Origin of the sequence: Ramlibacter sp., from assembly GCF_035548915.1 — a bacterium.
Classification (GTDB): domain Bacteria; phylum Pseudomonadota; class Gammaproteobacteria; order Burkholderiales; family Burkholderiaceae_C; genus Ramlibacter.
Genome location: NZ_DASZSE010000046.1, coordinates 13,313 through 34,934, shown reverse-complemented (window position 1 = coordinate 34,934; position 21,622 = coordinate 13,313). Strand labels below are relative to the sequence as shown.

Sequence of the window (21,622 nt, the reverse complement as noted above, 5' to 3'; positions counted from 1 at the left end):
GAACATGTGCCTCGGAGTTTACACGCCGTTCATTGCGGCGCGCGTCCCATTCGGGCGTCGACGCCGGGCGGGCGTTGCGCCGGCGCGCCGGTCTCGGGATCGAACGATCGTTCTCTTTTTTCGAGTCCGCGCTCGCCGCGCCCTTCGCTCCGCCCTTCGCTCCGCCCTTGCCTCAATTGCGCGGCGAGCTGCGCGATGGAGTCGACCCAGCCGTCGGCATCCACGCCGCGCACCGGCTCGCCGTGGTTGTAGCCGTAGGTGACCAGCACCACCGGGCAGCCCGCCGCGCGAGCCGCGCGCGCGTCGTTGCTGGAGTCGCCGATCATGAGCGTGCGCGCCGGCGGCAGCGCGAGCGCCTCGCAGGTCTTCACGAGCGGCAGCGGATCGGGCTTCTTGCGCTCGAAATCGTCGCCGCCTTTGACGACATCGAAAAACTCGACGAGCGCCTTGCGTTTCAGCAGCGGCAGCACGAAAGCACTCGGCTTGTTCGTGAGGCATGCGAGCCGCAGGCCTTGCGCGCGCAGCGCCTGCAATCCCTCGCGCACACCGGGGTACACCTCGGCATGATCGCCGTTGATCGCGAGGTAGCGGCGCCGATAGGCGTCCCAGGCCCGGGAATACAGCGACGGATCGCCGCCGGCGTGCGCCAGCACTTCGCGAATCAGGTGTTCGGAGCCCTTGCCGATGCGGTGCGCGATGGCCTCGCGCGTGATCGGCGGCAGGCCGAGTTCCGCGAGCACCTCGTTCAGCGCGACGTCGAAGTCGCCGAGCGTGTCGATCATCGTGCCGTCGAGGTCGACGATGGCAGCGGCGATGTCTGGCGGCATCAGGCTCGGCCGCGCGCAATCGCGCGCTCCTCGTGCGTGAGCGCGATCGGCTGGCCATGCGGCGTGCGGCGCGCCGCGTCTTCCCACGCGTGCGCGAGCGCTTCCAGCGCCTCGTGCGACGCGACACCGCGCTGCGCGAGCAGCGCTTCGAGCGCGGCCACCCAGTGCCTGTAGTAAGTCTCGCCCGTGTCCGGATCGCCCGCCGCCTGCGCGCGGCGGATCGCGGCGCCCAGTGCATCGGCCCATTGCGCTTCGGTGATCACGCCCCTTTCCTGCAGGGCGACGACCAGGCCGAACACCTGCGCCTGCCACGGCTCGGTGAATTGCGGGCTCTTCACGCGGCTTTCTCCTCGATGTACGGCTCCCAGGCATCCACGCTCACCTCGAGCGACGGATCGCTCTCCTCGCCCCACAGCTCGCGGCCCTCGAAGCAGACGGTGTAGAGCCACTGCGGCGATTCCTCCAACGAAAGTGCATGCGCGTCGGCAAACACGTGCGCGCCGTGGACTTCGGCGATGCGCCCCACGCGCCCGCGCACGTAGCGCGGCAGCCGCGTGTGACCCGGCGGATGCATGTTCCGCATCCGCACCGTGTCGCCGACCGCGAAGCGCGCGCACCGATCGCCGTGACGCAGCGTCGATGCGCCGCGCGCCAGCACTTCGGCCACACGGTCCGCCGCGAGCCTGCGCACCGGCAACGGCGCATGCCGCATGCGAGCCGAAGCGAGTTCGTCTTCGAAGACGAGGCCGCGTTCGAGCATGAGGCGCTCCAGGCCCGCGAGCCAGATCTCGTAGTAGGTCGACGAGAGATATTGCACCGCGGGCAGTCGCTCTCGCATCGAACGCGACATGTCGAGGCTCCATTGCCCCGTGGCGCCCATCGCGAGCGTGAACGCGAACGCGCGTCTTTCCCACTCGGCATGAAACGGCGGCTCGTTCGGCTCGGGGCGAACCGGCCCGTAGCCCTGCATGCCGCCGAAATCGTGCACGCCGTTCATGGCGCGGCCACCACACGCGGATCGGGAAGGCCCGTGCCGATCATCGAATCCCGGCTCACGATGGATGCGAGCCGTTCCTCGCTCCAGCCATCGGTGCCCTCGGGGCGCATCGGCACCACCAGGTAGCGAACCTCGGCCGTCGAATCCCACACCCGGATGCGCGTCGACGCGGCCAGCACGACGCCGAATTCACCGAGCACCGCGCGCGGCTCGCTCACCGCGCGCGAGCGGTAGGGCGCGGACTTGTACCAGACCGGCGGCAGGCCGAGCACGGGCCATGGATAGCAGGAGCAGAGCGTGCACACGACCATGTGGTGCTCGCCGGGCCGGTTGAACACCGCCCGCATGTGCTCGCCCTGGCGGCCGCCGTAGCCGAGCGAAGCGATGGCGGCGGTCGCGTCGCGAGCGAGCCAATCGCGAAAGGCGTCGTCCACCCAGGCCCGCGCCACGACGCGCGCGCCATTGCGCGGGCCGACCTTGGTTTCGTAGGTGTCCACGAGCGCATCCAGCGCGGCCGGCTCGACGTAGCCTTTCTCCACGAGCAGCGTCTCGAGCGCGCGCACGCGCGCCTCGATCTCTTCGAGGTGGGAGTGGCCCGGGGCGTGCCCGTCGTGGATGTGGGACATGGGAACGACAAGGCTACACCAACGGCGGCGGGCTTTGTCACGCCGTTGCCCGTGACCCCCGGGTGACCCCCGGCTGACCCCCCCGGGTTGCCCCCGGGTGACCCCGGACGTCCTCGCCGCGCCTCAGGCGTCGGGCGCCTCCGCCGTGCCGCGCGACCAGTGGCGATGCCGCGCGAGCGCCGCGATGAAATCCTGCGCGAGCTGGTTGCGCGTGCCCGGGTCGTTGCGCCCGACGATGACGCCTGGCGCCGCGCGCGCCTCGTCGAAGCCGGCTGCCTTCAGCAGCTCGGCGGCTTCGCCGATCGCGCAGATCGGCTTGCCGTGGCGCCAGGCATCGAGCACGAATTGCTGGGCCGCGACGTCGCGCAGCAGCGCGCGCGCACTGGGCGCGCCGCCCGGGATCAGGACCGCGTCGAACACCGTCGAAGGCATGGCGGCGAGCGTCGCGTCGACCGCGAGCTGCTGGCCCGACGAGGAGGAGACACAGCCGAGATGCGAGGCCACGACGTGCGTCGTTGCGCCCGCATCCTGCAGCGCCTGCGCGATGACCTTGAACGCGCCGAGCTCGACGCCCGGCGCCACCAGCACAGCCACCCGCCGCGTGTGGATCGCGCCCGGCGCGGTGTCGGCCGCGAGCGCCGGTGACGACTCGAGCCCCAGGCGTTCGCGCCGCTCGCGAAAACCCGCTCGCCCCGCGGCCGCGCGCGCATCCGGCGGGTCGATGCCGAGCGGCTCGGCCACTTTGCGCGCGAGCCTCGCATCGACGTGCGCGAGGTTGTCGACCACGCGCTGGCGGATCGCGGGCGTCTGCACGCGCGAGAGCTCGCACTGGAACGCGGCCACGATGTGCTCTTTCTCGGCCGCGCCCTGGCTGTTCCAGAAGAGGCTCGCCTGGCTGAAGTGATCGTCGAACGCGGCGTGGCGCCTGCGCAGCTTCGACGCCGCGAGCGGCTCCTCGCGGCTTTGAAAGCCCTGCTCGCCGCCGTCGCTGCGGAATTCCGCGCCGCTTGCAAGCGTGTTCGGCTCGTAGGCGACGCCGCCGCGCGCGATGCCGATGCGAGAGGCGCCGTCGCGCTGGAAGTTGTGGAACGGGCAGAGACTGCGGTTGATCGGCAGCTCGTGATGGTTTGGCCCGCCCAGGCGCGCCATCTGCGCGCCGGTATAGGAAAGAAGCCGCCCCTGCAGCAGCGGATCGTTGCTGAAGTCGATGCCCGGCACGAGATGGCCGGGATGGAACGCGGCCTGCTCGCATTCGGCGAAGAAGTTGTCGGGGTTGCGGTTGAGCACCAGCTTGCCGACCACCGTGACGGGGACCATTTCCTCTGGCACGAGCTTGGTCGCATCGAGCAGGTCGAACGGCAGCGCCGCGGCGCGGGATTCGTCGATGAGCTGCAGGCCGAGTTCCCATTCGGGCGAGTCGCCGCGCTCGATGGCCTCCCACAGATCGCGCCGATGGAAGTCGGGGTCGTGGCCGGCGAGCTTTTGCGCCTCGTCCCACGCGAGCGCGTGCCGCCCGAGCTTGGGCCGCCAATGGAACTTCACCCAGTGCACGTCGCCGCGCGCGTTCACGAGGCGAAACGCATGCACGCCATACCCCGCCATCATGCGCAGGCTGCGCGGCAGCGCGTGATCGGACATCAGCCACATGAGCGCATGCGTGCTCTCCGGCATCAGCGAAGCGAAATCCCAGAACGTGTCGTGGGCGCTCGACGCCTGCGGCATCCCGCTGTGCGGCTGCGGCTTCCAGGCGTGCACGAGGTCCGGAAACTTCATCGCATCCTGGATGAAGAACACCGGAAAGCTCGCGCCCACGAGATCGTAGTTGCCCTCGCGCGTGTAGAACTTGACGGCGAAGCCTCGCACGTCGCGCACGGTGTCGGCCGAACCGCGCGAGCCCACCGTGGTCGAAAAGCGCACGAAGACGGGCGTGCGCGCGCCGACTTCCTGCAGGAAGTCCGCCCGGGTGTACTCGACGAGCGAGCGCGTAAGCTCGAAATAACCGTGCGCGCCGCAGCCGCGCGCGTTCACCACGCGCTCGGGGATGCGCTCGTGGCCGAAGTGCGCGAGCTTTTCGGCCAGCAGGAAGTCTTCCGCGAGCGTCGGGCCGCGCGCGCCGGCCTTGAGCGAGTTGTGGTTGTCCGCAACCGGCACGCCCTGGCTCGTGGTGAGCTGGCTTTCGGCGGCGAGCGCGAACGTGTCGAGCTGCCGCTGCTTGGCAAGCGCGGCGTCGCCGGCCTTCGATCTGCGCGAGGCCTCGGGTCGGGAGGACGGCATGGGCTTTAGCGCGCCTCCAGGTCGAGTGCGTTCTCGATCATGCGGGCGAGCGCCGCCAGGGCGAGTGCCCCGGCCGCGCCGGCCGCGCACCAGGCCAGGCCTTCGGGCAGCAAGGCGAGCACATCCATCGACACCTCCTTGGTCCTGCGGTCGTTCGCATCCGCCATTGAAACCCGGCCGCTGCAGAGCAACCGTAGCTCGGGAGCGGGCGAGTTCGTGGGCAGGCGCCCCCTGCATCGGTAGGAGCCGTCCTGCGCCGCGCTGCGCGCCGCACCTCGCGCCGGACCCCGCGCCGCACCCCGCGCCGCACCTCCTACGCGAAGCGCGACGGCGCTCCTACGGGCGGGCGCAAGACGCGGCCGCAGCATGGGCGGCATGAAAAAGCGCAGGACCCAGGGCGACACACTGCCCGATCAGGGAGACCCCCAGGAACGCTCGCCGCGCCAGCCGAACGAGCGCGACGAATCGGCCGACAGCCAGTCGCGCGGGGAAGCCAGCCAGGAGCGCATGGGGCACATCGCGCACGACAGCGTCGAGCGCGGCGAGACGGATACCGACCGCGGGCCGGTGATCGACGACACCTACGAGCGCGAATTCAGGAACCCGCGCCGAGGGCCTTCCTCATCGAATCGATGACGGCCTTGTAGTCGGGCTGGCCGAAGATGGCGCTGCCCGCCACGAAGGTATCCGCGCCGGCGGCCGCCACGCGCGCGATGTTGTCGGCCTTGATGCCGCCGTCGACTTCCAGGCGGATGCTGCGGCCGCTCGCCACGATGCGTTCGCGCGCGAGCTCGATCTTGCGCAGCGCCGAATCGATGAAGCTCTGTCCGCCGAAGCCGGGGTTCACGCTCATGATGAGGATGAGGTCGATGTCGTCGATGAGCCAGTCGAGCACGTCGAGCGGCTGCGAGGGGTTGAACGCGAGCCCCGCCATGCAGCCGCGGGCCTTGATCGCCTGCACGCTGCGATGCGCGTGCGGCGTGGCGTCCGGGTGGAAGCTGATGTAATGGGCGCCCGCGTCGGCGAAGGCCTGCGCGAGCGCGTCCACCGGCTGCACCATGAGGTGGACGTCGATCGGCACCGGAGTGCCGTCGGCCCGCTTCGCGTGCGGCTTGAGCGCCGAGCAGACCATCGGCCCGAAGGTCAGGTTCGGCACGTAGTGGTTGTCCATCACGTCGAAATGGATCCAGTCGGCGCCCGCGGCGATGACGCTCTTCACCTCCTCGCCGAGCCGGGCGAAGTCGGCCGACAGGATCGAAGGGGCGATGCGGTGAGGAGTGCTCATGGGTGGATTGTCGCGCACGCGCCGCTCCGGCCAACCGGCTACGATTCGCACATGGCCAAATACCAGTTCCAGGTGCAGGTCGTGCCGCACTTCCTCGCGGACCAGTCGTCGCCGGACCAGGGCGTCTTCAGCTTCGCCTATACGATCACGATCACCAACAGCGGCGAGGTGCCCGCGCAGCTCATCGCCCGCCACTGGATCATCACCAACGCCCTGGGCCAGGTGGAGGAGGTGAAGGGCCTGGGCGTGGTGGGCCACCAGCCGCTTCTGAAGCCCGGCGAGGCGTTCGAGTACACGAGCGGCTGCCGCCTGCGCACGGCAAGCGGCACGATGCGCGGCAGCTACTTCTGCGTCGCCGAGGACGGCGAGCGCTTCGAGGTGGATATCCCCACTTTCGTGCTCGACGACGGCGAGCGAAGGGTGCTGCATTAGCCGGGCGAGAGCCGAAGGGCATGCAGTCCTACACCGCGCGCGCTGGCTGATCAGTAGAGTCCGGCGAACCTATGGATGAAGTGATGTCGATCTGGGCCGAATGGCTCAAGCCCTCGGCCGGGCTGCCCACCGTGCAGTGGTCGCTCCTGCTCGCGGTAGCGGCCGCCGCCGGCCACCTGCTGCAGCGCTACAGCGGCCTGCCGAAGATCGTGGGCTACTCGCTCGTGGGGACGGCGGCCGGCCTCGGCGGATTCTCCGGCGCGGTGTGGCCGCTGCAGGGCGTGGGCCTCTTCCTGCTGGAGCTCGCCGTCGCCGTCGTGCTGTTCGAAGCCGGCGGCCGCATCCGCCTGCGCTGGTTTCGCCACAACCCGATGGTGCTGGCGCAAAGCCTGCTCGAATCGGTGCTCTGCGCGCTCGCGGTGTTCTACGCGCTGCGCGCGCTCGACGTGCGTTCGTCCGTCGCCGAATCGGTGGCGCTGGTGGCGATGGCTTCCTCGCCCGCTGTGCTGAGCCGCGTCATCATGGACACGCGCGCGGCCGGGCCCGTGACCGAACGCGCGATGGTGCTGGCCACCCTCAGCACTTTCTATGCGCTCACGCTCGTGAGCGCGCGCACCGGCGTCATGCACCGCCACGAACAGGACATGGCGACGCTGCTCTACCCGGTGCTGGTGGTGCTGGGCGTGTCGTTCGTGGTGGGCGCGCTCCTCGCGCTCATCCTGCGCATGGCGCTCAGGGTGATGAGCCCGAGCAGCGAGAACACGTCGATCCTGCTGATCGCCGTGATCGCGGCCGGCACGGCGCTTGCCGCCAACTTCGGCGGCTCCGCGCCCTTAGCCGCGCTCATCGGCGGGCTCATGCTGAAGCAGCTGCATCCGCGCCCGTGGGCGTGGCCGCGGCAGCTGGGCACCGCGGCGTCGCTGCTCACGATGCTGATGTTCGTGCTCGTGTCGGTCGTGGCCGCCCAGTCCGACTGGAACCCGGCGGTCGCGGGCCTCGTGCTCGCGATGGCGGTGGCACGCCTGGCCGCCAAGGTGCTCGGGGTGGAGCTCGCGCACTGGGGCAGCGGCATCGACTGGCGCCAGTCGATGTGGACGGGCTGCGCGATGATGCCGATGTCCTCCATCGCGCTGCTGCTCGTGTCGCAGTTCATGAGCTCGTCGATGACGCTCGGGCCGCGCATCGCGAGCATCGCCCTGCCCGCGATCCTGCTGATGGAGATCCTCGGGGCCATCGTCACCACGTTCGCGATCTACCGCGCGGGCGAAAGCGCGAGGCCCTGGCTGCCGCCGTTGGCCAGTCCGCCGGCAGCGTCGGACATGCGGGGCGAAGCCCATGGATAAGGGCGTGGAGTCCCGCGCCGACCCGCTGCGGCGAGCGCCGCCGGCGCTCGAGGCGTTCCACCATTCGGCGGCGCTCTCGCTCGGTGTGGAACTCGAACTGCAGCTCGTGAACACGCACGACTACGACCTCGCGCCGTTTTCGGACGAGATGCTGCGCCTCATGGCGCGCCATGCATTGCCCGGCAACGTGGTGCCGGAGATGACTTCGAGCATGATCGAAGTCTCCACCGGCATCTGCCACTCCGCGAGCGAAGTGCTCGGCCAGCTCATGCAGATGCGCGATGCGCTCGTGAAGTGCGCGGACAAGCTCAACATCGCGGTGGTGGGTGGCGGCACGCACCCGTTCCAGCAATGGCACGAGCAGCGCATCTACGACAAGCCGCGTTTCCGGCAGCTCTCGGAGCTCTACGGCTATCTCTCCAAGCAGTTCACGGTGTTCGGCCAGCACGTGCACATCGGCTGCCCGGATGCGGACGCCGCCTTGCTGATGCTGCACCGCATGTCGCGCTACATCCCGCACTTCATCGCGCTTTCGGCGTCCTCGCCCTACGTGCAGGGGCAGGACACGCAGTTCGATTCGGCCCGGCTCAATTCCGTGTTCGCCTTCCCGATGTCCGGACGCGCGCCTTTCACGCTCACCTGGGAGGAGTTCGGCAAGTTCTTCGCCAAGAGCACGCGCACGGGCGTCGTGAAGAGCATGAAGGATTTCTACTGGGACATCCGGCCGAAGCCCGAATACGGCACGATCGAGATCCGCGTGTTCGACACGCCCCTCACGGTGGAACGCGCGACCGCGCTCGCGGGCTTCGTGCAGGCGCTCGCGGCCTGGTTCCTGCACGAGCAGCCGTTCGTGCCGCAGGAAGACGACTACATGGTCTACACCTACAACCGCTTCCAGGCCTGCCGCTTCGGGCTGGATGCGGTGTACGTGGAGCCGAGCACCGGGCAGCACATGCCGCTGCGCGAGCACATCGTGCAGACCCTGCGCCGCATCGACGAGCATGCGCAGGACGTCGGCGCCACGACGTCGGTGGACATGCTGCGCCTCGCGGCCGACCTGGGCGCGAACGACGCCCGGTGGCTGCGCGACGTGCAGTCGCGCGAGCGGCTGCTCGCCGAAGTGGTGCGGCAGGGCTCGCTGCGGTTTCGGGGGTGAGGCCGCCCCCGTGCGAGGCGCTATGCTCGCCCCATGGGTGAATTCGAGCTGATCGCGCGCTACTTCAACCGGCCGGCGCGCCGCAGTCCCCTCGGCGTGGGCGACGACTGCGCGCTGCTGCAGCCGGCCGCGGGGATGCAGCTCGCGGTCTCCACCGACATGCTCGTCGAGGGTCGCCACTTCCTTCCCACCGTCGATCCGTTTCGCCTCGGGCACAAGGCGCTCGCGGTCAACCTGAGCGACCTCGCGGCCTGCGGCGCGCGGCCGCTCGCATTCACGCTCTCGATCGCCCTTCCGCTGGCCGACGAAGCCTGGCTCGATGCCTTCTCGCGCGGACTCTACGCATTGGCCGATGCCAACGAGTGCGATCTCGTGGGCGGCGACACGACCCGCGGGCCGCTGAACATCTGCATCACGGTCTTCGGCGAAGTGCCCCAAGGCGAGGCGTTGCTGCGATCGGGCGCGCGCGCGGGCGACGACGTGTGGGCCAGCGGCACGCTCGGGGACGCGCGCCTCGCGCTCGAAGCGTTCCGCGGGACCGTGCGCCTTTCCGGCGACGCATTCGCCGCGGCGCGCGAGCGCATGGAAGCGCCCACGCCCCGCGTCGCGCTCGGCATCGCGCTGCGCGGCATTGCGACAGCCGCGATCGACGTGAGCGATGGCCTCGTGGGCGACTTCTCGCATCTGCTGCGCCGCTCGCGCGTGGGAGCGCGCATCGAGCTGGCGGCGGCGGCGAAGCTGCTCGGCGCGAGCCGCGAAGCCGTGGGCGAGGAAGAGCGGCGCATCGAGCTCGCGCTTTCCGGCGGCGACGACTACGAGCTCGCGTTCACCGCGCCGCCATCGGCTCGCGCGGACGTGCAAGGAGCGGGCGAGCGCGCGGGAACCCGCGTGACGCGCATCGGGTCGATCGAAGCCGAGCCGGGCCTCACGTTCGTCGACGCTGCCGGCCGGGTCGTCCCGCGGCACTTCGAATCATTCGATCACTTCGCGGCGTGAAGGCGAAGCGCGGTCTCGCCTGCGGGCTGTTACTCGTTTTCGCGGCGGCGGGCCTGCGAGCGCAACCGGCGAGTTTCGAAGCGAAGGTGGGACACGTGAGCGACGGCGACACGCTCTGGGCGCTACCGCTGCGAGGCGGCGGCGCCGAGCGGGTTCGCATCGTGGGCATCGATGCGCCCGAGCTGTGCCAGGCCGCGGGAAGCGAGGCGCGCGATGCCCTTGCAGCGGTGCTCGCGCACGAGCAAGTGCGTGTCATCGCGCAGGGACACGACGACTTCGGCCGGACGCTCGCGCGTATCGAACTGCGCGGGCAGGACATCGGCGCGCGGCTCGTGCGCGAAGGGCACGCGTGGTCCTACCGCTTCCGCAGCGACCCCGGTCCCTATCTGCGTGAGGAGCGGCTCGCGCACCGCGGGCACCTCGGGCTCTGGCGCGATGCGCACCCGATGGAGCCGCGCGTGTTTCGACGCCGGCACGGCCCGTGCACCGGCGACACGTCGGCCGCGGGATCGTGATGGCATCAGCCTTCCACCGTGCGCACGACGCCGCACAGCGCGAGCAGGTGCAGCAGGCCGTACCAGCCTTGCCGCAGGCACCCGGCGAGCCGCGCCGACAGCTCATCGAGCAGTTCGTCGCGCGCCTCGTGCGCACGGCGCACCGCGGCATCGTGGATGCGCGAGAGTCGCAGGGCTTCGTCTTGCCAGGCGAGCCGGGGGGAAAGTTCGTGGACCATGCTGGCTCCTGTATCGAGGCTTCACTTTAGGAGGGGCCGCACCGGAGGGAAACGGCGGCCCGCGCAAATGCGTCTTGCACGCGAAGCAAAGCAGGGCGTTAGGATCGCGGGATCACATGCGTGAACTTCAATTCGCCGACATGCACCTGTTCGCCCGCGTGGCCGAGCTCGGGACGCTCTCGGCCGCGGCACGCGAGCGCGACGCGCCGGTGAGCCAGGTGTCGCGCACGCTCGCGCGCATCGAAAAGGCCTGCGGCGCAAGGCTCATCCATCGCTCCACGCACGGGCTTTCCCTCACCGCCGAGGGGACGACCTTTCTCGGGTACTGCCGCCGCATGCTCGGCACGCTCGACGAGCTGGAAGGCGAGTTCGCCCGCGAGGGGCCGAGCGGGCTCGTGCGCGTTGCCGCGAGCACCGTCGTCGCGCAGTACCAGATCGTGCCGAGCCTCAAGCAGCTCACGCTCCGGCATCCGGCGGTGCAGGTGGAACTGGTCGTGAGCGACCGGCTCGCCGACCTCGCGCGCGACGGCATCGACATCGCGATTCGCACGGTGAGCAACCTGCCCGAAACCGTCGTGGCGCGGCGCATCGGTGCGCTCGGACGAGGCCTCTTCGCATCGCCGGAATACGTCGCCCGGCACGGGCTGCCGACCGACGTCGAGGGTCTGCGCCGACACACGCTCGTCATCAACAGCGCCGTCCCGATGCTCAATCAGTGGCCGTTCGTCGTGCAGGGCGAGCGCGTCGTCTTCGAAGCGGAGGGGCCTTTGCGCAGCAACGACACCAACATGACGGCCACCATGGTGCTGCAGGGACTGGGCATCGGCCGCCTCGCCACGCTCGCAAGCGACATGCTGGTGCGCGAGCGGCGGCTCGTCGCCGTGCTGCCGAAGCTCGTCGACCTGAATCCCGTGCCGGTGCATGCCGTGACCGCGAGCGGCCGCCATCGGCTGCCGAAGATTCGCGCCTGCATCGACTTCTGGGCCGGATGGTTCGCGCGGGGCGAGGCGAGGCAGGAGCGCGCGGCATGACCTCGCGCGATCTCGAGGCAGGCGGCATCGCGAGGCCGACGGCGCGATTCCTTCTCGCGCATCCGGCCCACCTGATCGCGCTCGGTTTCGGCTCGGGGCTCGCGCCGGTCGCGCCCGGCACGTGTGGCACGCTGTGGGCCTGGCTTGCCTACCTCGTGCTCGCATCGTGGCTGAATCCCTTCGCGATCGGTGTCGTGATCCTCGTGTCGTTCTTCGTCGGCTGGTGGGCCTGCACCGTCGCCGCGACGAACCTGCGCATCGCCGACCCGGGCTGCGTGGTGTGGGACGAAGTGATCGCGTTCTGGATCGTGCTGTGGCTCGTGATGCCCGCAGGCTTCACGGGTCAGCTCGCGGCCTTCGTTCTCTTTCGGCTGCTCGACACTTTCAAGCCGGGGCCCGTGGGCTGGGCCGACACGCTCTTCAAGGGTTTCGGCTGGCGCGCCGGCTTCGGCATCATCCTCGACGACCTGGTGGCGGGCTTCTGCACCCTGTTCCTCATCGCCCTCGCAAGGAGGCTCTGGACATGACCGAAGACCTGTGCCGCGAACTCGCGGCGCTGCTGAAAGAAAAGGGATGGATGCTCGCGACGGCCGAAAGCTGCACGGGCGGGCTGATCGCGGCGGCGTGCACCGAACTGAGCGGCTCCAGCGACTGGTTCGAGCGCGGCTTCGTCACGTATTCCAACGCGGCCAAGATCGAAGAGCTCGGCGTCGACGCCAACCTGATCGAGCGGCACGGCGCCGTGAGCGAAGTGGTCGCGCGCGCGATGGCGTTCGGTGCTGTGCGCCATTCGCGCGCGCTGGCGAGCATCGCGGTCACCGGCATCGCGGGGCCCACCGGCGGCACGGCCGACAAGCCGGTCGGCACGGTGTGGTTCGCCTGGATGGTGCAAGGCGAGCTCACGAGCGAGACGATGCGCTTCGAGGGCGACCGGGCCGCCGTGCGCGCGGCGGCGGTGGGGCATGCGTTGCAGCGCGCGATCGAGCTGATCGGCGCGGCATGAAACGTCACATCGCGACGATTTGCGCTTCCACGCCTCGCCTCGGCGCGGGGCCGACCGGCGGACCGTAACCCAGCCGCGTCCACATCTGCACGACTTCGCGCGGCGGCCGTGCCCCCAGGAGTTCGTGAATCCGGGCATAGGAAGCTGCCACTTCCGGATACTCCTGCAGCGCCTGCGAAAGCGGCTGCATCGCGAGTCCGTGCGCCGTGGCGGCGAGTTGCGCGCGCACTTAGGCGCGGCCCGCGTTCACCTGCGTGCGGCGGTCGTTGCCTTCGCTCACCATCCAGAAGAATGCCGGGGTCGCCGCAAGCTTGCCGCGGAAATCGTCCACCTGGCTCGTGACCGCATAGTCGCGCGGGCCGGGTGCCTTGCTGCGGTCGAACATTCCGAGCGCCGTGAGGGCGCGGAGCGGCCATCCGTTGGCGCTGAGTCCGTCGCGATGTTCGGCGATTTCCTTCGGCCCGATGCGCATGACGCGCAACGACTCGAGGATCGTGCGCGGCGTCTGCAGCTCGATCCGCCACGCATCGAGCGCAATGGCGCGATGGTGCTCGACGAGGTCCGGCTGTGCCGAGGTGGTGAAGCCCACGCGCATCGCGGACCCTGCGACAGCCTGCTCGATAGCGCGCAGCGCCGCCGGCTCGGGCACGCGTGGTTCGTACGCTTCCCGGTTCGTATGACGACGAACGATCTGCTCGAACAGGGGGTCGCGCTTCTGCGCAGCGTCGTGCTCGAAGCGCACGCGGGCGACCGGCCGCCCGTCGATACGGCGCGGATCGAACTCCCCGTCGGGGAACAGGGCGATCTCGGTGCGCCAGCCGCGTGCTCCCGCAGCGATGTCCAGCAGTTCGAGAAATGTGCCGTGGCTCATCATGATCTGGCGCGAGTACGGATCGGTCTGCGGCAGCAGCCGTTCGGGATCGCACGTGAGCACGAGCTCGCCCGGTGTGCGCAGATCGGCCCGCCAGGATTGCAGGTTGTGCGAGTGCGGCGCGAGGATCGCGTAGCCGAGCGCCCAGCGCCGGATGTCCGGCTCGTCGGCGGGCGGTCCACGCCATGCGGCAACGGCTTCGGCGGGCAAGTCGGCGGAGCAGGCGGTCGTGTCGGCGCCCGCGGCGAGGGCGGCTGCGCCCCCGGTCATGCGGATGAAGGTGCGGCGATCCATGATCTTCCTTCCTGATTCTCACGTATAGCCGACGTGCCGCGCGAGAGGCTTGTCCTGCGTCAACCAGGTCAAGGTCGGCCGTCGGGCGACGTGAAGAATTCCTCGCACGGCACGGGCCAAGATGCTGTAATGAACCGCGAGGACTCGCCATGCCCGCCCACCGCCAGACGATCGAAGACTTCTACGCCGCCTTCGCCCGGCTCGACGCCGATGCGATGGCTCGCTGCTACGCGCAGGACGCGCGGTTCGAAGACGAAGTGTTCGACCTGCGCGGACGCGAGGAGGTGGCCGGCATGTGGCGCATGCTGTGCCGGGCCACGCAGGCGAAGGGCCGCGACGTGTGGAAGCTCGAATGGCGCGACGTCGATGCCGCGGGCGTCACGGGCCGCGCGCACTGGGATGCGTGGTACCGGTTCAGCGCGACGGGCCGCATGGTTCACAACAGCATCGACTCGCGATTCGAGTTCGACACCGACGGTCGCATCGCGCGGCATCGCGACCGGTTCGATTTCTGGCGCTGGTCGCGCCAGGCGCTCGGCGCGCCCGGCCTGCTGTTCGGCTGGACGCCGCTGCTGCGAGGCGCGATCCGCCGCAAGGCAGCGGCGAACCTGCGGGCATTTCTTGCGCGGGAGGCCGCGTGATGGCCACCGCCTCGGGCACGCCGGGCTGGTTCGAGGGTTTCGAGCAGGCCCGGTTCGGCCTGGGCGACGGCCAGATCTTCGCGCGGTTCGGCGGTGCGAGGGACAAGCCGGCGCTGCTCCTGCTGCATGGCTTTCCGCAGACCCATGCGATGTGGCATCGCGTCGCCCTAGCGCTGAAGGACGAGTTCTTCCTCGTGATGCCCGACCTGCGCGGCTACGGCGATTCGTCCAAGGCACCCGGACGGGACGATCACGCCAACTACAGCAAGCGCGCCATGGCCGAGGACATGTGCGGGCTCATGACGGCGCTCGGCAAGCCGCAATTCTTCCTGGCCGGCCACGATCGCGGCGCGCGCGTCGCGCATCGCCTCGCGGTGGATCACCCCCAACGCGTGCGCAAGCTCGTCTTGATCGACATCGCGCCCACGCTCGACATGTACGACGGGAACTGGAACGCCGGACAGAGCGCGATTTCCCCGGAGGAAGACAAGCGGCGGCATTTCACTTTCGCCCGCGTCTATTACCACTGGTTCCATCTCATCCAGCCTTCGCCCTTGCCGGAGAAGATGATCGGCGCCGACGCCCGTTTCTATCTGCGTTCGAAGCTCGGCGGCTGGGGCGCGAGCGGCATGGCGCATGTGGAGAAGGCCGCGCTCGCGGAATACGAACGCTGCTTTTGCCGCGCGGAGTCGATCCATGCCGCGTGCGAGGACTACCGTGCGAGCGCCTCGATCGATCTCGAGCACGATCGCGAAAGCCGCGCGCTCGGCAAGCGCATCTGCTGCGACACGTTCGTGATGTGGGGCGAGCGGGGCTTGATCGGCAAGCTGTTCGATCCGCTCGCGCTGTGGCAGGCGCAGTGCGCGTGCCAGGTGAGCGGCCGGTCAATGCCGGCGGGTCATTTCATTCCCGAGGAATTGCCGATGGAGACGGCACAAGCATCGAGGGCGTTTTTCGGATAGGACACCCCATCCAGCTGCACGCCCGACTTCGCAAGCCGCCTCCTCAACTTCAGCACCGCCTTGTCCTTCGACAGCAGCACGGCCCGGTGCGCGAGCGCCAGGTCGATGAACTTCTGGTCGTCGGCGTCCGTGCACTGAATGTTCGCCGGCAGCGGCACCCCCACGATTCGCGCGCCGCCGTCGAACCGCGCCAGCACCGCCTCGGCATCCGCGCGCCGCGCCAGATTCGGATAGCGGATCACGTGCTCGAGCTCGTCGCGCATCGCATCGGTCGCGATCCAGTCGCACGCACCTGCATCGAGTGCCAGGCGCAAGCCGGCCGCGGCCGGGTCCTCGAACACGAACAGGTCCAGCACGACGTTCGTGTCAAGCACCAGCGCTCGCACGCGCGGACCCCTTCACCATGTCGAACCGGAAAAGGCGGCACTCGATGGGCCCGTTCCACATCGGCACGCGCCGCGACTCCTTCAGCCGCATGCGCGTCGGCAGCTTCAGGTCCGGCGACAGCATCCACGCCGTCCAGCCGGCATAGTGCTTCTTCCAGTGCGCCGCGAGTTGCGCGAAGAAGTCGCCCGCCGCCGCGTCGCTTTGCGCCGTCTCCCGCCCCATTCGCCCCACTCGCCCCACTCGCCCTGCCCCGGCCACGCCGCCCGCCTCGATGCGCTCGCCATACGGCGGATTGAGCAGCATGACCCCCGGCTCGGACGTCGGCGGCATGCGCTGCAGGGCATCTCCGCCGCGCAGCTTCACGACGTCGCCCACACCCGCCCGGTGCGCATTGCGCTGGGCGAAGTCGACCATGCGAAAGGCGACGTCGCTGCCGTGAACCTCCACGGGCACGACGTTGCGCTCGGCCTGGGCCTCTTCCTTCAGCCGCTGCCAGTCGCGCGGGACGGACGCCGCAAGCCGCTCGAAGCCGAAGCGCCGCAGCAACCCCGGCGCGATGCCGCACGCTATCTGCGCCGCCTCGATCACGATGGTGCCGCTGCCGCAGCATGGGTCGTAGAGCGGCAAGGACGCATCCCAGCCGCTTGCCGCGATGATGGCCGCCGCGAGCGTTTCCTTCAGCGGCGCCTCACCCTTGTCTTCTCGCCAGCCGCGCTTGAAGAGCGGCTCGCCGGAGGTGTCGATGTAAAGCGTCACGGTATCGGCCGTGAGATGCGCGAACACGCGCACGTCGGGATGGCGCGTCTCAACGTCGGGCCGCACGCCGCCGCGCCCGCGGAAGCGATCCACGAGACCGTCCTTGATGCGAAGCGCCGCGAAGTTCAGGCTCTTGAGCGGGCTCATCTGCGCGGTGACTTCCACCTTGAAGGTCTGCCGCGGCGTGAACCACGTTTCCCATGCGACGCCGCTCGCCGCTTCGTACAGGTCGTCCTCGCCGCGATAGCCGCGCTTGGCGAGCTGGATCAGCACGCGCTGCGCGAGGCGGCTGCGCAGGTTCAACCGCATCACGTCGGTCCAGTCCGCGCGCAACTGCACGCCGCCTCGCACGGCCTGCGCGCCCTCGCCGCCGATGCGGCGCGTTTCGGCGAGCAGGTACTCTTCCACGCCGCCCGCGCACGGCAGAAACAAATTCGCGAGGCTCACAGCTCGCGCCTCAGGTTCGCCGGGGCGATGCGCAACGCTTCTCGATACTTCGCCACCGTTCGCCGCGCGCATTCGATGCCCTGCTCCTTCAGCATGTCGCTGATCTGGCTGTCCGAAAGCGGCTTGCGCGCGTTCTCGGCGGCCACCAGCTGCCTGATGAGCGCGCGCACGGCGGTGCTCGACGCGTTGCCGCCGGTTTCGGTGCCGAGCGCGGAGCCGAAGAAATACTTGAGCTCGAAGGTGCCGAACGGCGTGGCCATGTACTTGGCGGTGGTGACGCGCGAGATGGTCGACTCGTGCAGCCCCAGCTCATCGGCGATCTCGCGCAGCACGAGCGGCCGCATCGCGAGCTCTCCGTGCACGAAGAAGCTCTTTTGCCGCTCCACGATCGCCGCGGACACGCGCAGGATCGTGTCGAAGCGCTGCTGGATGTTCTTGATGAACCAGCGCGCCTCCTGCAGCCGCTGCTGCAATGCCTGGTGGCCTTCGCCGCGGTGCGCCCGGAGCGCGCCCGCGTAGACGTCATGCACGCGCAGCCTGGGCATCACATCGGGGTTGAGCTGCACGCGCAATCGCGCGTTGGCCGCGCGGCCCGACTTGGTCACCAGCACGTCGGGCACGATGATGTTGCGCTCGACGTCGGCAAACCGGCGCCCCGGCTTCGGCTCGAGCCGCGTGACCAGCGCGATGGCACTGCGCACGTCGGCCTCGCTGTCGCCGGTGAGTTGCGCAAGCCGCTTGATGTCGCGCCGCGCGAGAAGCTCGATCGGCTGGCGGCAGACCCTCACGGCGATGTCGACCGCCTCGGGGTTGTCGGCGTCCTCGCGCATCGCGTTCAGCTGCAGGGTGAGGCATTCGGCCAGGGTGCGCGCGCCCACGCCGGGGGGCTCCAGGCTGCGCAGGAGTCCCAGCGCGACGGTGAAGCGGTGCACGAGTTCCTCGCGCTCTTCGAGATCGTCGGGCGCGAGCTGCGCGGCCAGCGATTCCAGCGACTCTTCCAGATAGCCGTCGTCGTCGAGCGACTCGATGAGAAAGCGCAGTGCCGCGGCGTCTTCCTGCGACAGTCGCAGCGCGAGCGCCTGCCGGTGCAGCGCGGCCTGCAGCGATTCGTGGCCGCGCGCGAGGTCGGTGGCGTCCAGCTCGTCTTCATCCGAGCCGGAGAGTTTGCGCCCCGCGGGCTCGCCGCCCCATTCGCCGTCGTCGTTCACGATCTCCGTGGTGCCGTCGCCCTCCCAGCCGTCGCCCTCCACGCTGAGCGTCGGCGGCTCGGGTTCATCGCCGTGCGCTTCGGCGCCGCTCGACGCGCCCGATTCGGAGGCGATGTCCGCATCGCCCGCGGAGGGCGCTTCCATGGGCGCGGGCGATTCCTCCTCGGGGGTTGCCTCCAAGAACGGGTTGTCGTCCAGCATCTGCTGGACTTCCTGGTTCAGCTCGAGCGTGGACAGCTGCAGCAGCCGGATCGACTGCTGCAGCTGCGGCGTGAGCGCCAGATGCTGGGAAAAGCGAAGGGACAGGCCCTGTCTCATCGGGCCCCCACGCTGGTCACCTCGTCTACCGCGCTACACCCCGAGGGGGGCTTCGCCTCCTGGGACGGCCCGGCGGGGCCCGACATGTCAGCTTCCACCGCTCGTGCCTTCCGTCACATCCGGAAGTGCTCGCCGAGATACACCCGGCGCACGTCGGCGTTGTTCACGATTTCCGAGGGCGTGCCCTGGGCCAGCACGTGGCCTTCGCTGATGATGTAGGCGTGGTCGCAGATGCCCAGCGTCTCGCGCACGTTGTGATCGGTGATGAGAACGCCGATGCCGCGCGACTTGAGAAATCCGATGATCCGCTGGATCTCGATCACCGCGATCGGGTCGATCCCCGCGAACGGCTCGTCCAGCAGGATGAAGCGCGGCTGCGTGGCAAGCGCCCGCGCGATTTCCACGCGCCGCCGCTCCCCGCCCGACAGCGCGGGCGCGGGCGAATCGCGCAGGTGCTCCACGCGCAGGTCCTGCAGGAGCGACGTGAGGCGCTGGTCGATTTCCTCGCGCGTGAGCGGCTTGCGGTCGGCACCGCGCTGCAGTTCCAGCACCGCGCGCACGTTGTCCTCGACATTCAGCTTGCGAAAGATCGACGCTTCCTGCGGCAGGTACGACAGGCCCAGCCGCGAGCGCCGGTGGATCGGCATGTGCTCCACGGCCCGGCCGTCGATGGAGATCTCGCCGTCGTCGGCGCGCACGAGGCCGACGATCATGTAGAACGACGTCGTCTTGCCCGCGCCGTTCGGCCCGAGCAGTCCGACCACTTCGCCCTTCTCGACCGAAAGCGAGACGTCGCGCACGACCTGCCGGCCGGCATAGCTCTTCTTCAGGTGCCGCGCTTCGAGGCGGCTGCGAGCCGCGACGTCCGCGGGGCGCGCGGCGACTTCCGCGTCGCCCATCAGCGCGGCTCCCCGGACAGCCTCGTGCTCGGGCGCAGGCGCGCGGGCTGCGCCGCCGAAGCGGCGCCAGCCGCGGGACCGGCGGGCGCGGGGGGAGCAGTCAGAGACGCCGATGCGGCACTTCTCGGCGCGAGCGTGGCCCGCACCCGGCCTCCCGGCGCCGCGGGTGCGCCGCCCACCGGACCGCCATCGACGGTGAAGACGTCCGAGGTGTTGTCGTAGGTGATGAGGCTGCCCGTGATGTCGTCGTTCAGCGTCGCTCCGCGCAGGCGCCGCATCTGGGCGTTGCCGATGAATTTCACGCGGTCCGCGCGGCCGTCGTATTCGATCGTCTGCGCTTCGCCTTCGATCCACTCATCCAGCCCGTCACGCTTCTGGCGATAGAACGCGAGCCGGCCCGGATCGGCGGTGACGACGCCGAACTGGTAGCCCTCGGGGTCCTGCTTCACTTCCACCTTCGCGCCGCGGATCACGATGGTGCCTTTCGTGACCACCACGCGCCCGGTGAAAACGCTGGTCTGGCGCAGGTCGTCGTAACGCAGCGCATCGGCTTCCACGTTCATCGGCTTGGCCCGGTCGGCCTTTTCCGCGGCAGCGGGCAGCACGGTCGCGGCGAGCGCCACAGCGGCCACCGCATGGAACAGCAGGGAGAGAAATGTTCTTGTCATCTGAGGCACGAATCTTGCTGGGGATTGTAGTGCCTCCCCGATGACGTCAGGGAGTCACTTCGATTTTCGCGCCTCGGCCACGAGGTAATCCACGACCTGCAGCGCGCGGTCCATGTTGCCCGCCATTTCGCCGTCGGTGTACCAGCGGCCCGCGATGCCGAGGGCGGGCACGCCATCGACCTTGTACGCGTCTTGCAGCTGCGAGGCGCGGCGCGCCTTGGTCGAGATGGTGAACGAGTTGTACAGCTCGCGGAACTTCGCGCGGTCCAGGCCATTGGCTTCGGCGAAATCGAGAATGCCCGCTTCCCTGTCGGTCGGCTGGTTCTTGATGTGGATCGCGTCGAACACTTTCTGGTGCAGCTCGTCGAGCTTGCCCAGGGCTTCGAGCGTGTAGAAGAGCCGCTGCTGCGGCACGAAGCTGTCGCGAAACCCGACCGGCACGCGGCGCACGAAGACATCGGCGTTCTGGCGCTTGATCCAGCTCACGAGCTTGGGCTCGAACGCGTTGCAGTGCGGGCAGCTGTACCAGAAGAACTCGACCACCTCGACCTTGCCGGCGGGGGCTTCCACCGGCTGGCGCTGGTCGAGCGCGCGGTATTCGACGCCCTCCTTGGGTGGGCGCTGCTGGGCCCGCGCGGATGCCGCAAAGCCCAGCGCCGCCGCGGCACCGAGCGAGAACTCGCGTCGATTCATGAGATGTCCCTTGCTCCTTGTCCTTCAGCTCTGGATGAGGCGCGCGCGCCGAAGTTCCCTCAGCGCTGCACCCGCACGAGCGCAGTCTCGAATCCGCCCGAATCGAGTTTGTCCTTTTGCCGGTCCGCATCTTCCTTCTTGTCGAACGGACCCACGCGCACGCGATACACCTGCCGGCCCGACTGCTCGCGTTCGGTCACCTTCGCCTCGATGCCCATCAGCGACAGCTTCGCGCGCTGCGCCTCGGCATCTTCCGGCGTGCGAAAGGCGCCCGCCTGCACGAAGTAGAAGAACGGGTCTCCGCCGGGCCCGAGCGCGCCCGTCCGGGCGGCAGCGAGGTCACCCAACGGGTCGCCGGACTTCACGCCGGGCGGCACGCCGCCCACGACGGCCGGCGGCCTCGCTTCCAGGTTGGGCCGCGCATCGTTCGTGGCCGATCGTGCCGAGGCGGCAGGCGCGGCCGATGCGGCGCCAACCGCGCCCCCGGCACCCCCGCCGATCCCGCCGCCCGCGCCGGCCGCGCCACTCGCGGGCGTCACCGGATGCGCGGGATTCTTGCCGTAAAGCGGCGCGTTCGGGTCCCAGTTCTGGTTCTTGCGCGACTCGGCGGCGTCCTGTTCGGCCGTGCGGCCGCCGCCCTTGTTCAGGAAGGGCACCGGAACCTTGGTGACGTAGACCGCCACCGCCAATGCGGCGGCCAGGCCCAGCACCACGCCGATGATGATGCCGACGATGACGTTGCCGCCCTGACGCACTTTGTTCACTCGAAATCGCT

Annotated in this window: 27 protein-coding genes and 1 pseudogene; 11 read left to right on the top strand and 17 right to left on the bottom strand. The window is 69.5% G+C overall.

Annotation, left to right across the window (positions count from 1 at the left end; translation table 11 throughout):
- Positions 1–182: 182 nt before the first annotated feature.
- The 6 genes and pseudogenes from gph to VHA82_RS20425 all read right to left on the bottom strand — a co-directional run.
- Positions 183–827 (bottom strand): annotated as a pseudogene (gene gph / locus VHA82_RS20450) (phosphoglycolate phosphatase); the annotation flags it as partial.
- A complete protein-coding gene (locus VHA82_RS20445) occupies positions 827–1,165 on the bottom strand; it encodes a nitrile hydratase accessory protein (RefSeq protein WP_325547014.1) in 339 nt (112 codons plus the stop codon). The pseudogene gph and the gene VHA82_RS20445, both read right to left, overlap by 1 nt.
- Positions 1,162–1,824 (bottom strand): nitrile hydratase subunit beta, encoded by a 663-nt coding sequence (gene nthB / locus VHA82_RS20440; protein WP_325547013.1) that lies wholly within the window; start codon positions 1,822–1,824, stop codon positions 1,162–1,164. The genes VHA82_RS20445 and nthB overlap by 4 nt, the downstream gene beginning before the upstream one ends.
- Positions 1,821–2,450 (bottom strand): nitrile hydratase subunit alpha, encoded by a 630-nt coding sequence (gene nthA, locus VHA82_RS20435; RefSeq protein WP_325547012.1) that lies wholly within the window; start codon positions 2,448–2,450, stop codon positions 1,821–1,823. Before nthA ends, nthB begins: the two co-directional genes overlap by 4 nt.
- A gap of 123 nt (positions 2,451–2,573) precedes the next feature.
- Positions 2,574–4,724, bottom strand: a complete 2,151-nt coding sequence (locus tag VHA82_RS20430; protein WP_325547011.1) for a catalase — start codon at positions 4,722–4,724, stop codon at positions 2,574–2,576.
- A 5-nt stretch (positions 4,725–4,729) separates the two neighbouring features.
- Positions 4,730–4,852 (bottom strand): hypothetical protein, encoded by a 123-nt coding sequence (locus tag VHA82_RS20425; protein WP_325547010.1) that lies wholly within the window; start codon positions 4,850–4,852, stop codon positions 4,730–4,732.
- Between the two features lie 247 nt (positions 4,853–5,099).
- Here VHA82_RS20425 and VHA82_RS20420 point away from each other — a divergent pair, with 247 nt between their 5' ends.
- Complete coding sequence (locus VHA82_RS20420; protein ID WP_325547009.1) at positions 5,100–5,360, top strand: hypothetical protein; 261 nt, start codon at positions 5,100–5,102, stop codon at positions 5,358–5,360.
- Here the strand turns inward: VHA82_RS20420 and rpe are convergent.
- Positions 5,320–6,009 (bottom strand): ribulose-phosphate 3-epimerase, encoded by a 690-nt coding sequence (rpe, locus tag VHA82_RS20415; RefSeq protein ID WP_325547008.1) that lies wholly within the window; start codon positions 6,007–6,009, stop codon positions 5,320–5,322. The genes VHA82_RS20420 and rpe overlap by 41 nt on opposite strands.
- Before the next feature lie 51 nt (positions 6,010–6,060).
- Here rpe and apaG point away from each other — a divergent pair, with 51 nt between their 5' ends.
- From apaG to VHA82_RS20390, 5 genes are all read left to right on the top strand, one after another.
- Complete coding sequence (apaG, locus tag VHA82_RS20410; protein ID WP_325547007.1) at positions 6,061–6,441, top strand: Co2+/Mg2+ efflux protein ApaG; 381 nt, start codon at positions 6,061–6,063, stop codon at positions 6,439–6,441.
- A gap of 71 nt (positions 6,442–6,512) precedes the next feature.
- On the top strand, positions 6,513–7,784 hold the full coding sequence (locus VHA82_RS20405) for a cation:proton antiporter (RefSeq protein ID WP_325547006.1): 1,272 nt from the start codon (positions 6,513–6,515) through the stop codon (positions 7,782–7,784).
- 4 nt (positions 7,785–7,788) lie between these two features.
- Positions 7,789–8,940: a YbdK family carboxylate-amine ligase gene (locus tag VHA82_RS20400; RefSeq protein ID WP_325547005.1), complete on the top strand. Its 1,152-nt coding sequence runs from the start codon at positions 7,789–7,791 to the stop codon at positions 8,938–8,940.
- Between the two features lie 33 nt (positions 8,941–8,973).
- Positions 8,974–9,936 carry a thiamine-phosphate kinase gene (thiL, locus tag VHA82_RS20395; protein ID WP_325547004.1) on the top strand — a complete coding sequence of 321 codons (963 nt, stop codon included), beginning with the start codon at positions 8,974–8,976 and terminating at the stop codon, positions 9,934–9,936.
- Positions 9,933–10,451, top strand: a complete 519-nt coding sequence (locus VHA82_RS20390; protein WP_325547003.1) for a thermonuclease family protein — start codon at positions 9,933–9,935, stop codon at positions 10,449–10,451. Before thiL ends, VHA82_RS20390 begins: the two co-directional genes overlap by 4 nt.
- Positions 10,452–10,456: 5 nt before the next feature.
- Here VHA82_RS20390 and VHA82_RS20385 read toward each other — a convergent pair whose 3' ends face one another.
- The gene (locus VHA82_RS20385) at positions 10,457–10,669 is read right to left on the bottom strand and encodes a hypothetical protein (RefSeq protein ID WP_325547002.1); all 213 of its coding nucleotides are present in this window, start codon (positions 10,667–10,669) and stop codon (positions 10,457–10,459) included.
- 116 nt (positions 10,670–10,785) lie between these two features.
- On the opposite strand from VHA82_RS20385, the gene VHA82_RS20380 reads away from it, so the two are divergent.
- From VHA82_RS20380 to VHA82_RS20370, 3 genes are read left to right on the top strand one after another with little or no spacing between them, the layout of a single operon-like run.
- Entirely contained in the window at positions 10,786–11,700 is a 915-nt protein-coding gene (locus VHA82_RS20380; RefSeq protein WP_325547001.1) for a LysR family transcriptional regulator, read from the top strand.
- The gene (locus tag VHA82_RS20375; RefSeq protein ID WP_325547000.1) at positions 11,697–12,227 is read left to right on the top strand and encodes a phosphatidylglycerophosphatase A; all 531 of its coding nucleotides are present in this window, start codon (positions 11,697–11,699) and stop codon (positions 12,225–12,227) included. Before VHA82_RS20380 ends, VHA82_RS20375 begins: the two co-directional genes overlap by 4 nt.
- A complete protein-coding gene (locus VHA82_RS20370; RefSeq protein WP_325546999.1) occupies positions 12,224–12,703 on the top strand; it encodes a CinA family protein in 480 nt (159 codons plus the stop codon). Before VHA82_RS20375 ends, VHA82_RS20370 begins: the two co-directional genes overlap by 4 nt.
- A gap of 4 nt (positions 12,704–12,707) precedes the next feature.
- Here VHA82_RS20370 and VHA82_RS20365 read toward each other — a convergent pair whose 3' ends face one another.
- Complete coding sequence (locus VHA82_RS20365; protein ID WP_325546998.1) at positions 12,708–12,932, bottom strand: hypothetical protein; 225 nt, start codon at positions 12,930–12,932, stop codon at positions 12,708–12,710.
- On the bottom strand, positions 12,933–13,868 hold the full coding sequence (locus tag VHA82_RS20360; RefSeq protein ID WP_325546997.1) for a twin-arginine translocation pathway signal protein: 936 nt from the start codon (positions 13,866–13,868) through the stop codon (positions 12,933–12,935). It lies immediately after the preceding gene.
- Between the two features lie 149 nt (positions 13,869–14,017).
- On the opposite strand from VHA82_RS20360, the gene VHA82_RS20355 reads away from it, so the two are divergent.
- Both VHA82_RS20355 and VHA82_RS20350 read left to right on the top strand, forming a co-directional pair.
- Complete coding sequence (locus VHA82_RS20355; RefSeq protein WP_325546996.1) at positions 14,018–14,509, top strand: nuclear transport factor 2 family protein; 492 nt, start codon at positions 14,018–14,020, stop codon at positions 14,507–14,509.
- Positions 14,509–15,471, top strand: coding sequence for an alpha/beta hydrolase (locus VHA82_RS20350; protein ID WP_325546995.1), 963 nt, complete (start codon positions 14,509–14,511; stop codon positions 15,469–15,471). The genes VHA82_RS20355 and VHA82_RS20350 overlap by 1 nt, the downstream gene beginning before the upstream one ends.
- On the opposite strand, the gene VHA82_RS20345 is transcribed toward VHA82_RS20350, so the two are convergent.
- From VHA82_RS20345 to VHA82_RS20315, 7 genes are all read right to left on the bottom strand, one after another.
- Positions 15,408–15,845 carry a PIN domain-containing protein gene (locus tag VHA82_RS20345; protein ID WP_325546994.1) on the bottom strand — a complete coding sequence of 146 codons (438 nt, stop codon included), beginning with the start codon at positions 15,843–15,845 and terminating at the stop codon, positions 15,408–15,410. The two genes, VHA82_RS20350 and VHA82_RS20345, sit on opposite strands and share 64 nt — an antisense overlap.
- Positions 15,838–17,061, bottom strand: a complete 1,224-nt coding sequence (locus VHA82_RS20340; protein WP_325546993.1) for a THUMP domain-containing class I SAM-dependent RNA methyltransferase — start codon at positions 17,059–17,061, stop codon at positions 15,838–15,840. Before VHA82_RS20340 ends, VHA82_RS20345 begins: the two co-directional genes overlap by 8 nt.
- Positions 17,058–18,587 carry an RNA polymerase factor sigma-54 gene (locus VHA82_RS20335; protein WP_325546992.1) on the bottom strand — a complete coding sequence of 510 codons (1,530 nt, stop codon included), beginning with the start codon at positions 18,585–18,587 and terminating at the stop codon, positions 17,058–17,060. The genes VHA82_RS20340 and VHA82_RS20335 overlap by 4 nt, the downstream gene beginning before the upstream one ends.
- 113 nt (positions 18,588–18,700) lie before the next feature.
- Positions 18,701–19,486 carry an LPS export ABC transporter ATP-binding protein gene (gene lptB / locus VHA82_RS20330; RefSeq protein ID WP_325546991.1) on the bottom strand — a complete coding sequence of 262 codons (786 nt, stop codon included), beginning with the start codon at positions 19,484–19,486 and terminating at the stop codon, positions 18,701–18,703.
- A complete protein-coding gene (gene lptA, locus VHA82_RS20325; protein ID WP_325546990.1) occupies positions 19,486–20,154 on the bottom strand; it encodes a lipopolysaccharide transport periplasmic protein LptA in 669 nt (222 codons plus the stop codon). Before lptA ends, lptB begins: the two co-directional genes overlap by 1 nt.
- A gap of 54 nt (positions 20,155–20,208) precedes the next feature.
- A complete protein-coding gene (locus VHA82_RS20320; RefSeq protein ID WP_325546989.1) occupies positions 20,209–20,847 on the bottom strand; it encodes a thiol:disulfide interchange protein DsbA/DsbL in 639 nt (212 codons plus the stop codon).
- Between the two features lie 59 nt (positions 20,848–20,906).
- Positions 20,907–21,611, bottom strand: a complete 705-nt coding sequence (locus VHA82_RS20315; protein WP_325546988.1) for an SPOR domain-containing protein — start codon at positions 21,609–21,611, stop codon at positions 20,907–20,909.
- Positions 21,612–21,622 lie beyond the last annotated feature (11 nt).